Origin of the sequence: Rathayibacter tritici (assembly GCF_002932875.1) — a bacterium.
GTDB lineage: Bacteria > Actinomycetota > Actinomycetes > Actinomycetales > Microbacteriaceae > Rathayibacter > Rathayibacter tritici.
In genome coordinates, this window is the sequence record NZ_PSWS01000026.1 from 1 (window position 1) to 12,427 (window position 12,427).

Here is a 12,427-nt window from a genome sequence, read left to right on the forward strand (position 1 = left end):
GGCGACCAGCGCGATCCCGAGGAGCGGCCCGCCCCGCACGCCGCGGGCCCGGACGCGGCGTGCGGGGCGGGGCGGCGAGCACGGGAGCGGGGGACATCCCGACCCATCGTAGGCGGGCCCGCGCACGAGCCCCGCCTACGATGGGTCGGGATGTCCCCCGCTCCCGTGCTCGCCGCCCCGCCCCGCACGCCGCGGGCCCGGACGCGGCGCGGGCCGCTCCTCGGGATCGCGCTGGTCGCCGTCCTTGTCGCGACGCGACTCCTTGCGCCGGACTCGGCGGGCGACGCCCTCTCGGACGCTCTCCGCGACTTCCTCACCCTCTCGATCAGCGTCGTCATCGAGTCGCTGCCGTTCGTCTTCCTGGGCATCGTGCTCTCGATCGCCGTGCAGCTGTGGGTGCCCGAGGCGGTGCTGCTCCGGATCCTGCCGAAGCGCGCCCTCCCGCGGCGGCTCGTGATCTCGCTGCTCGGCGTGCTGCTCCCGGTCTGTGAGTGCGGGAATGTGCCGCTCGCGCGCGGGCTGATCGTCAAGGGACTCTCGGTGTCGGAGTCGATGACGTTCCTCCTCGCCGCGCCGATCGTGAATCCGATCACCATCGTCACGACCTACCAGGCCTTCGGCTGGGCCGACGGGATCCTCGTCTGGCGGATCGTCGGCGGCTTCGTGATCGCGAACCTCGTCGGCTGGATCTTCAGCCGCCACTCCGACCCGATGACTCTGCTCACCGACCGCTTCCGCGCCGCCTGCGAGGCGGGCGAGCGGCCCTCCCGCTCCCTCCGCGACCGCGCGCGCCGCAGCGTGCTGCTGTTCGCCGAGGAGACCGGAGCGATGATGCCGGCCCTGTTCGTCGGCGCGGCGATCGCCGGGCTGATCCAGGTCGGCGTCTCGCGCGACGTGCTGACCGCACTCGGCGGTGACCCGCTCTGGTCGGTCCTGGCGCTGATGGTGCTCGCCTTCGTGATCTCCATCTGCTCGAACGTCGACGCGTTCTTCGTGCTCTCGTTCGGCTCCACGTTCCTGCCGGGAGGCATCATCGCGTTCCTCGTCTTCGGCCCGATGATCGACGTCAAGATGCTCGCGCTCTTGCGGACCACCTTCTCGGCGGCGACGCTGGTGCGCGTGACCGTGCTGGTCGCGCTCGCCGCCGCCGTGCTCGGACTGGCGGTGAACTATGCGCTCTGAGCGCCTCCTCGCCCGCTGGAAGGGCGTGGTCCTGAGTCTGATCGGCGTCGTCTCGACGCTGTGGCTCGCGGCGACCGGGCGCCTGGGCCTGTACATCCACCCGCGTTACTTCGAGTTCTCCGTGGTGCTCGCGATGATCGCGGGCGTGCTGCTGATCGCGGCGTTCGCGGTGGTGCCGGGAGCGGACGAGGACGCGCACGACGTACCCGCGCACGACGCCGACGTCGACCACCTCCACTCCTCCACCCCCTCCGCCCCGTGGCGGCGCGTCCTCGCCCTCGCGGCCGGAGTAGCGGTGATCGCTTCCGCCGCTATCGCCCTGCTCGTGCTCCCGCCCGCCGCGCTCACCGCCTCGACCGCCACTCAACGCGAGGTCAACACCAGCGCGGTCGACGCTTCCGTGACCGCCGCGGCCCCTACCGGCGACACCGCCTCGTTCAGCGTGCGCGACTGGGCGACCCTGCTGCGCCAGGGCGCGAGCGAGCAGTTCCTCGCCGGGCGGACGGCGACGGTGAGCGGATTCGTCACGCCCGACGCCGCCGACCCCGAGAACGTCTTCTACATCGCGCGTTTTGTGGTCACCTGCTGCGCCGTGGACGCGCAGCCGGTCGGCGTGCCGGTCTATCAGGCCGGCTGGGCCGACACCTACACCGAGGGGCAGTGGCTGGAGGCGAGCGGCGGCTTCGGCGCGAACCCGAGCGTCACGAGCGCCGAGACCGTCGTGCTGGAACCGGCGACGGTCACCCCGATCGACGAGCCCGCGATGCCGTATGTCTACTGAGCCCGTCACAACGAAGGCTGAGAGCGGCAGAGCGGCCGAAAATGGCGCGCGGCGGGCTCCCGGCCTTCGTTCTGCGGGCGGTTCCGGCTTCCCCCGCGCCTTCTGGGCCGTCGTCGCTGTGCTTGTCCTCGCCATCGGCGGCCTCACCGCCGCCACGGTGGCCAAGGGCCCCCGTGTCGCCTCCCTCGAGGTCAGCACCGACGGCGTGGTCGAGCGCGACGGCGGGCGCGCGCGCCTGCACCTGGACCAGGCCGTGGAGCCCGACGCGCTCGAGCGGCTCACCGTCACCCCGGACGCGCCGCACACCGCCGAACTCGACGGCGGCGTGCTCACCGTGACCTTCACCGACACCCTCCGCTACGCCACCCGCTACGACATCGGAATCGACGATGCCCGCAGCGCCGCGACCGGCTCCGCCGCCGACGTCTCCGCCTCCTTCACCACGAAGGACCCCGACCTCTTCACCCTCGATCGCACCGCCGAGGACCCCTCGCAGCCCGACGCCGTCCGCGTCCGCCCGCTCTCGGGAGGCGACGCCCGCGTCCTCTTCACGGCCGACCGGATTCAGGACTACACCGTCGTCGGGCCGGTCCTGGTGGTCGTGACGATCGAGCCCGACGACACGAACCTCCTCCGCACGATCACCCTCGACACCGGCTCCGAGGGGATCATCCCGCTGCCCGGCCCCGGCACCGTCCGCGAGCTGCACTCCTCTCCCGAGAAGGGCGTGCTCGGCTGGACCTTCACCGGGCAGACGCCCACGGGCCCACTCGATCGCGCCCTCTTCTCCTACGACCTCACCGACCGGAAGGCCGAGGCGGTACCGGTGCTCGGGATCGACGGCGGGCCGCTGCGGGCCAGCGACTGGATGTTCGTGCCCGGCACCACCTCCGTGGTCACCCACTCGCTCGATGACACGGTGCTGCTGCTCGACCTGCTGACGCCCGGCGCGATCAGCCCGCTCGGGCAGCACGCGGAGTTGCGGGGCTTCGTTCCCGGAGCGAACCGGCTCGTGGTCGCCGACCCAGAGTCCGGGTCGCTGATCGACTTGGCCGACGGCTCGGTCGAGAAGCTCGCGCTCCCGCCGGCCGGGGTGAGTGCGACCGCCTCTCCGGTGCAGACCCTGCTCCTCGACTCCGGGAGTTACGTCGAGCTCGAGGCCGAGTACGCGCCCGAGACGGGGGCGACCCAGTACTCGGTGGTCCGCGTCGACGCCGCCGGCTCCGCAGAGGTGTTCCGCACCTCGCCCACCGGACGCATCCGCGGCGTCTGCCTCTCGCCGAACGGGCAGTACCTGGCTGTCGAGACCGTGTCGGTCGAGGGTCGGCCCGACGACTACCCGGGCGAGCCGGGCTTCAGCGCGACCTCGACCGTGCTCGTCGACCTCGGCACCGGCGACACCGCACGCAGCGTCAACGGGCGCTCGCGCGACTGGTGCGCGTAGGGCGCTCGTCGAACCGGGCGCCCTCGGGCCGCGGCGGCAGCACGAACAGGATCAGCAGGAATACATAGCCGGCGATCGGCACGAGCCCCGCGAGGATCCACAGCCCGCTGCGGTTCACATCGTGGAGCCGGCGCCACACGAGCGAGAGCGAGGGGAGGAACGTCGCCAGGCCGATCGCCCCCGCGGCAATCGACACCCAGGCGGTCTGGAACGGCGCACCGCTGGGATACGGCGTCAGCGTCAGGTCCAGGCCCCACCGTCCGCCGTCGGCGATCTGCAGCAGGACGGACACGATCGAGCCGGTGAGGATGATCCACCAGTACTCGGCGCGGCTCGCGCGTCCGCGGAAGCGGAGGTAGTTCTCGAAGAAGCGGCGGACGGCCGCCATCGGCGGGGCGCCGTAGTAGGGGAGCGCCAGGGGCGGCTCGAGGGTCCGCGGGCTCATCGGAATTCGTTTCTCATCCCTCGACCGTATCCCGTGCTCCGTGAGGCGTCGCGTCGGCCGAGCGGAGGAGATCGCCGTGTTCACAACGCAGGACGAACGGTGGTCGCCGCACGGAATCCTGCGGATCCACGGGCGCCGACCGCGATTCTTCCGGAGTTGTGAACGCGATCAGCGGCTCGCGACCGCCTCCGCTCGCACCGCCGCGGTCGCCCGCGCATCGACGATCAGGCTCACGACGAGCCCCACCGCGACGATCGCGATCGCGACCCACGGCAGCACGTCGAGTCCGCTCAGGTCGATCGCCAGCCCGCCGACCATCGCTCCGCCGCCGATGCCGATGTTGAACGCGGTCGTTTGCAGCGCCGCGGCGAGGCTGCGCAGCTGGAAGGAGGAAGTGCGCAGCATCCGGGTCTGCAGCATCGCCGGGATGCCGCCGAACGCGATGTTCCAGACCACGGCGGCCACGACCACGGCCGTGGGGGCACCGGTGCCCGCCGCCACAGCGAGGCCGACGAGCGCCAGCACGACCGCGATCGCGGCGACCACGAAGCCGGAGCGCGGGAATCGGTCGGTCGCGAAGCCGGCGAGGACCAGCCCGACCGCACCCGCTCCGCCGAACGCGAAGAGCACGAGCGGCACCGTGTCGGGCGCGAACGAGGCGTTCTCGAGCCAGGGCGTGATGTAGGTCGAGAGGGTGTTCTGGCCGATCAGCACCAGCAGGATCACGACGCAGACGCCGATGATGCGCGGGAGAGTGCGGTCCTTCCGGGCGGGCAGGCGGATCTCGCCCGTCCGCAGCGGGATGTGGTGATCGACAGCGGGCAAGAACTTCACCACGATCAGCGCGAGCACGAGGACGACGCCGCCGAGGATCGCAAAGGTGGGCCGCCAGCCGAAGGCGTGCCCGAGCGCGGTGCCCAGCGGGACGCCGAGGACGAAGGCCGCGGATCCGCCGCCCGCCGTGATCGCGGTCGCGCGGCCGAGCTGCTCCGGAGCGACGAGGTGGGCGGAGTAGGCGGCGACGATCGCCCAGAAGAGGCCGTGCGCGAGCCCGCCGAGGATGCGCGCGCCGATGAGCAGCCCGAAGGTGGGAGCGAGCGCGGCGAGGACGTTGGCGACCGCGATGGTGCACAGTGCCACGAGGAGGAGGCTCTTGCGGGAGAAGCGCTGCGTCACGAGGGTGAGCGGAGTCGTCGCGACGACGACGGTCGCGGCGAAGATCGTGACGAGCTGCCCGGTGAGCGAGATACTCACGCCGAGGTCGCGCGACATGTCCGGGATGAGCCCGGTCGGGAGGAACTCGCTCGTGACCGAGACGAAGATGGCGCCGGCGAGCGTGAGCAGGCCGATCCAGGGGAAGGCAGGGGCTTTCGCGATGTCTGGCGAGTTCACAGTGTCCTGAGGTCGGGGGGCAAGGGGAGGGAGCGACCCTCAAGCCTCGCACGCCGGAGCGGCGAGTGCGCCGGTGGGCGGCCGCCGATGCGGCTACCACAGCCGCTCCGGTGCGTGTACGGGGTGGCCCGGAAAGAGCCACGCGGTGATCCGCGCCGCGGGGCGCGAGTGCAGGAGGGCGTCTCGATGCGACGAGCGCGACGCGGCCACACCGCGCTGCCCAGGGGCTGCCCAGCGTGCGCGGGCAGACTGCCTGAGCCGATGATGGCGACCGGACGAGGGAGCAGTACCCGGAACGCGACAAGACTGACTCGAAGGAGCTGTCATGTCCTGGATCGTCCTCATCCTTTCCGGTGTGCTCGAGGCCGTGTGGGCCACCGCCCTCGGCAAGTCGGAGGGGTTCACTCGGCTGGGCCCGTCGGTGGTCTTCGGAGTCGGCGTCGTCGCGAGTATGGCCGGCCTCGCCTACGCGATGCGCGAGCTGCCCACCGGCACTGCCTACGCGGTGTGGGTCGGGATCGGGGCCTCGCTGACTGTGCTCTACGGCATGTTCTTCGGCGGCGAGGGCTTCTCGCTGGTGCGCACGCTGCTCGTCCTCGGCATCGTTGCCTGCGTCATCGGCCTGAAACTCGTGCACTGAACCCTGCCTCCCCTCCGCGAGATGCCACTTCAGGAGGCAACACGCCGATGAAGGCCTACCGAACTGGCATCTCGCCGAGGGTCGGCAGCGGGCGGTTGCAGGGGGCGGCGCGTTCCACCTAGGCTCGGCGCATCAGGGGAGAACGATCGTTCTACTGCTCTCTCCGCTCGCCAAGGAGGACTCATGCCCACTCGCACCGCACGCACCGCCTGGAACGGCTCGCTCGAGACCGGCGAGGGCCAGGTCGAGCTCTCGAGCTCGAAGATCGGCACCTATGACGTCTCGTTCCCTCGTCGCGCCGCGGACGACGCCAACGGCTCGACCAGCCCCGAGGAGCTCCTCGCCGCCGCCCACTCCGCCTGCTACGCCATGCAGTTCTCGGCCGTTCTCGGCCAGGCGGGCGGCACCGTTGAAGCGCTCGACGTCCGCGCCGACGTCTCGCTCGGCCCGGACTCGGCCGGTGGGTTCAAGCTCACCGGTATCACGCTCGTCGTCAGCGGCGAGGTCACCGGTATCGACGAGGCCGCGTTCCTCAAGGCCGCCGACGAGGCCAAGGAGACGTGCCCCGTCAGCAAGGCGCTCACCGGAGTCGACATCACGCTCGAGGCCACCTTCGAGGGCTGAACCTCGCAGAAGCACCCCGTCGCAGGCCGCGGCGGGGTGTTTTTGCGTCCGGGCCTGGGCCGCTGGCCGGTGCGGGCGGTCGAGCGCCCTGTCTGGGCCGCCGGTCGGGCGTCATTCCGTTCATAACGCAGGACGAATGTCCTGACGCACGTCCCGGATCCGCGGATCCACGGTGCGCGCCGACCATTCATCCTGAATGACGAACAGCACAGCCGCCCGAGACGCCGGAATCAGGCGGTGCTCCGGTAGCGGAAGCCGGCGCCGAGGTGCTCCTGGGGCAGGCGATCGCCGCGACCGTGCAGCTTGTGGCGGAGGCTCCCCTCGACGTACTCCTCCGGGTACGCGCCGCGGCGGCGCAGCTCCGGCACAATGAACTCCACCACGTCCTCGAATGTCCCGGGTGTGATCGCGTAGGCGAGGTTGAATCCGTCGACGTCGGTCTCCTCGACCCACTCCTGCAGGTGGTCGGCGACCTCCGACGGCGAGCCGACGACGAATGGTCCGAGCCCGCCGATCACGCTGAGCCTGGCGATGTCGCGGACCTTCCACTCGCTGCCGTCCGCATTCGCCTCCTGGAAGTTGGCGACGGCCGACTGGATCGCATTGCTCTTCACGTTGCCGATCGGCTCGTCAAGGTCGTACTGCGAGAGGTCGATGCCCATCCAGCCCGACATGAAGACCAGCGCCCCCTCCTCGCTGCCGTACGAGAGGTATTCGCGGTGCTTCGCGTGCGCCGCCTCGCTGGTCTCGGCGGTGATGATCGTCAGCAGCGTGTAGATCTTCGCGGAGTAGCGGTCGCGGCCGGCCGCCTCCAGGGCGTCGCGGATCCGCGAGACGGTCGCCGTGAGGCCTGCCTTCGTCGAGGACGCGACGAAGATTGCCTCCGCGTTTCCCGCCGCGAAGCGGATGCCGCGCGGCGACGCGCCCGCCTGGTAGATGACCGGCGTCCGTTGCACCGACGGCTCCGAAAGGTGGATGCCGGGGACGGTGAAATTCGTGCCGCGGTGGCCGATCTCGTGCACCTTCGCCGGATCGGTGAAGACGCCGGACTCGCGGTCGCGGATCACCGCGTCGTCCTCCCACGACCCCTCCCACAGCTTGTACAGCACTTCGAGGTACTCGTCGGCGACGTCGTAGCGGTCGTCGTGCTCGAGCTGGTCCTCGTGGCCCATATTGCGGGCGGCGCTGGGGAGGTAGCCGGTGACGACGTTCCAGCCGACGCGGCCCTTCGTCAGGTGGTCGAGCGTCGACATTCGCCGGGCGAACGGGTACGGATGCTCGTAGGCCGTCCCTGCGGTGATGCCGAAGCCGAGGTGCTCGGTCGCGGCGGCCATCGCCGAGACGAGGAGGATCGGATCGTTGACGGGGACCTGCGCGCCGTGTCGGATCGCGGCCTCGTTGGAGCCTCCGTAGACGTCGTAGGTGCCGAGCACGTCGGCGATGAAGATGCCGTCGAAGGTGCCGCGCTCGAGCAGCTTCGCCAGGTCGGTCCAGTACGAGAGGTCCTTGTATCGCCAGGACTGGTCCTGGGGGTGGCGCCACATGCCTGAGGACTGGTGGGCGACGCAGTTCATGTCGAAGGCGTTGAAGCGGATCTGACGGGTCATGGTGTCGATAGTGCCGAGCGGATCCGCGAACGGGTACCAGCGGCGACGCACGGCGTCACACAGCGACGCCCGTCCGGCGCCGCCGGAATCCGAATCAGCGCCGCCAGCTCAGGCGGATCGGATGCTCGGCGAGTTCCTGGCCTCGCCGCCGATGAACGGAGTCGTCCGGGAGGGACCGTGATCTCGCGCCAGCGGAGCACGTCACCGCCGCCCATGAGTAGCATCCCGGAGAAATACGCAGGGACGGTAGGCAGGGAGACGAGTCGGTTCGACGACGAGACCGGGGCCCGTGCGAACACGACAGTGCTGACCGAACGGATCACGGCGCTATCGGACGAGTTCGCGCGCGACGAGACCGGTGCTGCGGGCCGCCTGTGAGACGAGCTCGACCGACGACTCGTACCGGGTCGTGGCTGTCGCCCCCCTGTGCTGAGGGCTACGACTGCGACCTGCTCATGGAGGACAGTGCTCAGCGCGCTGCCGGCGAGGTGCTTCCCGGCGACGAAGGGGTGAGGGACAAGCCGAACCCCTCCGTGACGCTTGCGCCGACCGGGCGGCTCCTCCTAGGCGAGTTCGCGAGCCAGGAAGCGCACGTGCTCGCCGATCTGGAACGCCTCGCCGCCCTCGTGCCCGTTGAAGGGGTACACCCGGATCTCGCGCGGGCCGGCGTAGCGGTTGTAGGACGCATAGACCGTGGACGGCGGGCAGATGTCATCCCGCAGCGCCACCGAGAACATCGCCGGGGACAGTGCGTGCGGGGCGAACGAGGTGCCGTCGAAGTAGGAGAGGGTGTCGAACACGCGGGCCTCGGCGCCGCGATGGGTGTGCAGGTACTGCACGATCTCGCCGTACGGCATCGTGTCGACCACGCGCACGGCATGCGGGATGTGACTGAGGAAGGGCACGTCCACGATCGCGGCGCGCGCCGACTCCGACTCGCCGAGCAGGCCCACGATCCCGGCGACGGCCAGGGCGATCCCCCCGCCCTGGCTGCCGCCGGAGACGGCCACACGGGAGGCGTCGACGGCGGGATGCGCGCGCAGCACGTCGAGGGCGCGGACAGCGTCGGTGAAGACGCGGCGGTAGAAGTGTTCGGCGGGCGACTCGATGCCCTGCGTCATGAAGCCGGAGGCGTGCGGGCCACTGCCGACCGGGTCGGGTGTGGCTCCGGCTCGGTGCCCTGACCCCTGGCCGCGGGTGTCCATCACCAGGTGCGCGTAACCGGCCGCCGACATCGCGGTCCACTCCGCGAGCTGCCCGCGGCCGCCTCCGTAGCCGATGAAGGTCACGAGGCCGGGGAGGGGGCCCTCGACACCGCGGGGGAGGATCAGCCAGGCGCGGATCGGATGGCCGCCGAAACCGGAGTAGGTGACATCGACGGTGTCCAGCAGTCCGAAGCCGGCATCGACCCGCTCGAAGCGCGGCTCGGTCGCGACGGCGCGTGCCTCGGCGACCGTCTCGCGCCAGAATTCGGCGAATCCGGCGGGCTCGGGGATCTCGGGGACGTACTGCTCGAGGAGGTCGAGCGGGAGGTCGAACTGCGGCATCACGGACTCCTTCTCGGGCACCGGCGCCCGAGAACCGAGGCTACTGGAGCACCGACCTGGGTGCGGAGTGGGAGAACACCGCGGGGCGGAATGCCCCGGCGCCGGCGGCGTTCACCTCAGCATGACGACGTACGGAATCATCGGAGCAGGCAACATCGGCAGCCAGGTCGCACGGGCGGTCATCGCCCTCGGGGATGAGGTGGTCATCGCGAACTCGCGGGGCCCCGAAACCCTCGCCGACCTCATCGCGGAACTCGGCCCGAAGGCCCGTGCCGCCACGGCTCAGGAGGCGGCCGAGGCCGCGGAGGTCGCCGTGGTGACGGTGCCGCTGAAGAACCTCGAGGAGGTGCCGGTCGCGCCGCTCGCGGGCAAGATCGTCCTCGACACCAACAACTACTACTTCGAGCGCGACGGCCGCATCGAGGCGCTCGACAAGGGCGAGACCACAACCAGCGAGATGCTCCAGCAGCACCTCCCGGAGTCGAAGGTCGTCAAGGCGTTCAACCACATCATGGCCGCCGACATCACCACGGACGGCACCCCGGCCGGCACGCCCGACCGCCGCGCGCTCGCAACGTCCAGCGACTACCCCGAGGCGATCCACTTCGTGACCGACCTCTACGACCGGATCGGCTTCGACACCGTCGCGATCACTCCGCTGAGTGAGTCGTGGCGCGTCGAGCGCGACCGCCCCGCTTACGTGGTACGTCAGAATCGCGAGGAGCTCGAGGCGAACCTCGCGAAGGCGCCGCGCACGGTCTAAACCGCCTGCTCAGGGGAGTGGTGCTTCGGCGCCGCTCCCCTTTTTTGCGAGTGGCAGCGGGTGGCGGGGAGGCACGGCGACACAACGTCGGCTGAGGCGCCGTCTCATCCACGATGGTGGCTGAGAGGTGCTCTCAGCTGACGTTGTGTCGGCCGGCTCAGCCGGGAGCGCGTCCCGACGGCGGCCTCGGCGCTCGCGCGGGGGATGCCATAGTCGAAGGACCAGCCACGCACCAGAGAGCCCCGACCGGGCTCCGAGAGGAGAGGTCCGCCATGCCCTCGTCACCCCGTTCCCTCCCTTCCCGCTCCGGGCTCTCGCGCCGCAGCGTCGTGATCGGCGGACTCGCGGTGCTCCCGTTGCTCAGCGCCTGCACTCCGGACTCCTCCGACCCGGATGCCGACCAGGAGGCCCCCCGCACCCGCACGGCGGCACCTTCGACGCCGGTGGTGCCCGCCGCCGATGCGCTCGCTGCGAGTGCGGCCCTGTTCGCGTCGGCCCCGCTGGTTGTCCTGGTCGAGGACGTCGCGGAGTCGCGGCTCCGCGCAGCGCAGGTGAGCATCGCGTGGGGCGTACCGCTGCTGGTCGGCTCGGCTGAGAGCTCCGGAGCGACGGCCGCGCCGACGGCGAGTGCGGCGGACGCCACGGACTCCGCGGACGCCTCCGAATCGGCGACGCAGACCCCCTCGACGCAGACCCCCTCGACTCCGTCCCCCTCCGCTCCGACCGCAGACGCTCTCGCCGCCGAGTTCACCCGCCTGGGCGTGACCCGCGTGCTCGCGATCGGCGACGTCACTGCGCCCGAGGGAGTGGACGTCGTGGTCTCAGCACCCGACGCCGCCTCCCTCAGGACCGCGACCGGGGTGACCGTCGCCGACCTGGCGCTCGCCGACCTCGCAGCCGCCGCGCCGTCCACCGCCTCCGACGCTCCCTTCGGCACCCTGCCCACCCGCGCTGACCCGCTCACCGGCGTGCACGCTCTGGCCCGCGCGCACGATGCCGACGTCGCCGCGCTGGCGACCGCCCGGGCCGCAGGCGTGCCCGTGACGGTGGTCGACGGCGACGATCTGCTCGCCTCGGGTGATGCGGTCAGCGCGATCGCCGACGCCGACGCGTCCTGCACCCTCTTGCTGGGCCCTGCGCTCGCCGCCCAGTCGGAGCCCGAGTGGGCCGTACGGGCGGCGGCGAGCGGCTGGCAGCTGCCGGGCGGCGGCCAGCGCTTGTTCGGCGGGCACCTCTTCGTCGCGATCTACGGCACTCCGGGAGCGCCTGTCCTCGGCGTGCTGGGGGAGCAGGGCCTCGAGTCGACGATCACGCGCGCGGAGGCGGTGGCCGAGCCGTATCGCGCGCTCACCGGCAAGCAGGTCGTGCCGAGTCTGGAGATCATCACCACGGTCGCCGCGGGTGACCCCGGGAAGGACGGCGACTACTCCAGCGAGCTCGACGCCGCCGACCTCCGCCCCTACATCGACGCCGCGCAGGCGGCCGGGATGTACGTGGTGCTCGATCTGCAGTCGGGGCTCACCGACTTCCTCACCCAGGCACAGCAGTACGCCGACCTGCTGAAGCTGCCCAACGTCGGCCTGGCGCTCGATCCGGAGTGGCGGCTGCTGCCCGGCCAGAAGCCGCTGCAGCAGATCGGCCGGGTCTCGGCCGCCGAGGTCGACAGCGTGTCGGAGTGGCTGGCCGACCTCGTGCAGAGCGAGGGTCTGCCGCCGAAGATGTTTGTGCTGCACCAGTTCCAGCTCTCGATGCTGCAGGACCGGGAGAGTATCCGCCGCGATCGCCCCGAGTTGGAGTTCCTGATCCACGTGGACGGCCAGGGTTCGCAGCCCGACAAGCAGGCGACCTGGGATGCGCTGCACGAGGGCGCCCCCGAGGGCATCGCGTGGGGCTGGAAGAACTTCTACGACGAGGACAAGCCGATGCTGACCCCCGCCGAGACGATGGCCGAGGTCCGCCCCCTCCCCGACCTCGTCACCTACCAGTAGCCGCGGCGCTTCCG

11 protein-coding genes and 1 riboswitch are annotated in these 12,427 nt (G+C 71.0%); of the genes, 7 read left to right on the forward strand and 4 right to left on the reverse strand.

Annotation, left to right across the window (positions count from 1 at the left end):
• Nucleotides 1-150 precede the first annotated feature (150 nt).
• From C5D07_RS04050 to C5D07_RS04060, 3 genes are all read left to right on the forward strand, one after another.
• A complete protein-coding gene (locus tag C5D07_RS04050) occupies nucleotides 151-1,182 on the forward strand; it encodes a permease (protein WP_084416101.1) in 1,032 nt (343 codons plus the stop codon).
• On the forward strand, nucleotides 1,172-1,963 hold the full coding sequence (locus C5D07_RS04055; protein WP_068256427.1) for a TIGR03943 family putative permease subunit: 792 nt from the start codon (nucleotides 1,172-1,174) through the stop codon (nucleotides 1,961-1,963). The genes C5D07_RS04050 and C5D07_RS04055 overlap by 11 nt, the downstream gene beginning before the upstream one ends.
• 118 nt (nucleotides 1,964-2,081) lie before the next feature.
• Nucleotides 2,082-3,407, forward strand: coding sequence for a hypothetical protein (locus C5D07_RS04060; protein ID WP_104258744.1), 1,326 nt, complete (start codon nucleotides 2,082-2,084; stop codon nucleotides 3,405-3,407).
• Here C5D07_RS04060 and C5D07_RS04065 read toward each other — a convergent pair.
• Together C5D07_RS04065 and C5D07_RS04070 are read right to left on the reverse strand one after the other, a co-directional pair.
• Entirely contained in the window at nucleotides 3,376-3,852 is a 477-nt protein-coding gene (locus C5D07_RS04065; protein WP_068256422.1) for a DUF805 domain-containing protein, read from the reverse strand. The genes C5D07_RS04060 and C5D07_RS04065 overlap by 32 nt on opposite strands.
• A gap of 168 nt (nucleotides 3,853-4,020) precedes the next feature.
• Nucleotides 4,021-5,244 (reverse strand): MFS transporter, encoded by a 1,224-nt coding sequence (locus tag C5D07_RS04070; protein WP_104258745.1) that lies wholly within the window; start codon nucleotides 5,242-5,244, stop codon nucleotides 4,021-4,023.
• Nucleotides 5,245-5,496: 252 nt separating this feature from the next.
• Nucleotides 5,497-5,560: riboswitch (guanidine-III (ykkC-III) riboswitch) on the forward strand.
• Between the two features lie 9 nt (nucleotides 5,561-5,569).
• Here C5D07_RS04070 and C5D07_RS04075 point away from each other — a divergent pair.
• Entirely contained in the window at nucleotides 5,570-5,884 is a 315-nt protein-coding gene (locus C5D07_RS04075; protein WP_068256416.1) for a DMT family transporter, read from the forward strand.
• Between the two features lie 183 nt (nucleotides 5,885-6,067).
• A complete protein-coding gene (locus C5D07_RS04080) occupies nucleotides 6,068-6,508 on the forward strand; it encodes an OsmC family peroxiredoxin (RefSeq protein WP_068256414.1) in 441 nt (146 codons plus the stop codon).
• A 230-nt stretch (nucleotides 6,509-6,738) separates the two neighbouring features.
• Here the strand turns inward: C5D07_RS04080 and C5D07_RS04085 are convergent, their stop codons facing one another.
• Nucleotides 6,739-8,115 (reverse strand): LLM class flavin-dependent oxidoreductase, encoded by a 1,377-nt coding sequence (locus C5D07_RS04085; protein ID WP_068257727.1) that lies wholly within the window; start codon nucleotides 8,113-8,115, stop codon nucleotides 6,739-6,741.
• A 563-nt stretch (nucleotides 8,116-8,678) separates the two neighbouring features.
• Complete coding sequence (locus tag C5D07_RS04090; RefSeq protein WP_104258746.1) at nucleotides 8,679-9,662, reverse strand: acetylxylan esterase; 984 nt, start codon at nucleotides 9,660-9,662, stop codon at nucleotides 8,679-8,681.
• A gap of 67 nt (nucleotides 9,663-9,729) precedes the next feature.
• Between C5D07_RS04090 and C5D07_RS04095 the strand changes: the two genes are divergently transcribed.
• Both C5D07_RS04095 and C5D07_RS04100 read left to right on the forward strand, forming a co-directional pair.
• Nucleotides 9,730-10,425: an NADPH-dependent F420 reductase gene (locus C5D07_RS04095; RefSeq protein WP_257722300.1), complete on the forward strand. Its 696-nt coding sequence runs from the start codon at nucleotides 9,730-9,732 to the stop codon at nucleotides 10,423-10,425.
• A 272-nt stretch (nucleotides 10,426-10,697) separates the two neighbouring features.
• Nucleotides 10,698-12,413 (forward strand): hypothetical protein, encoded by a 1,716-nt coding sequence (locus tag C5D07_RS04100; protein WP_104258747.1) that lies wholly within the window; start codon nucleotides 10,698-10,700, stop codon nucleotides 12,411-12,413.
• The last annotated feature ends 14 nt before the right edge of the window (nucleotides 12,414-12,427 follow it).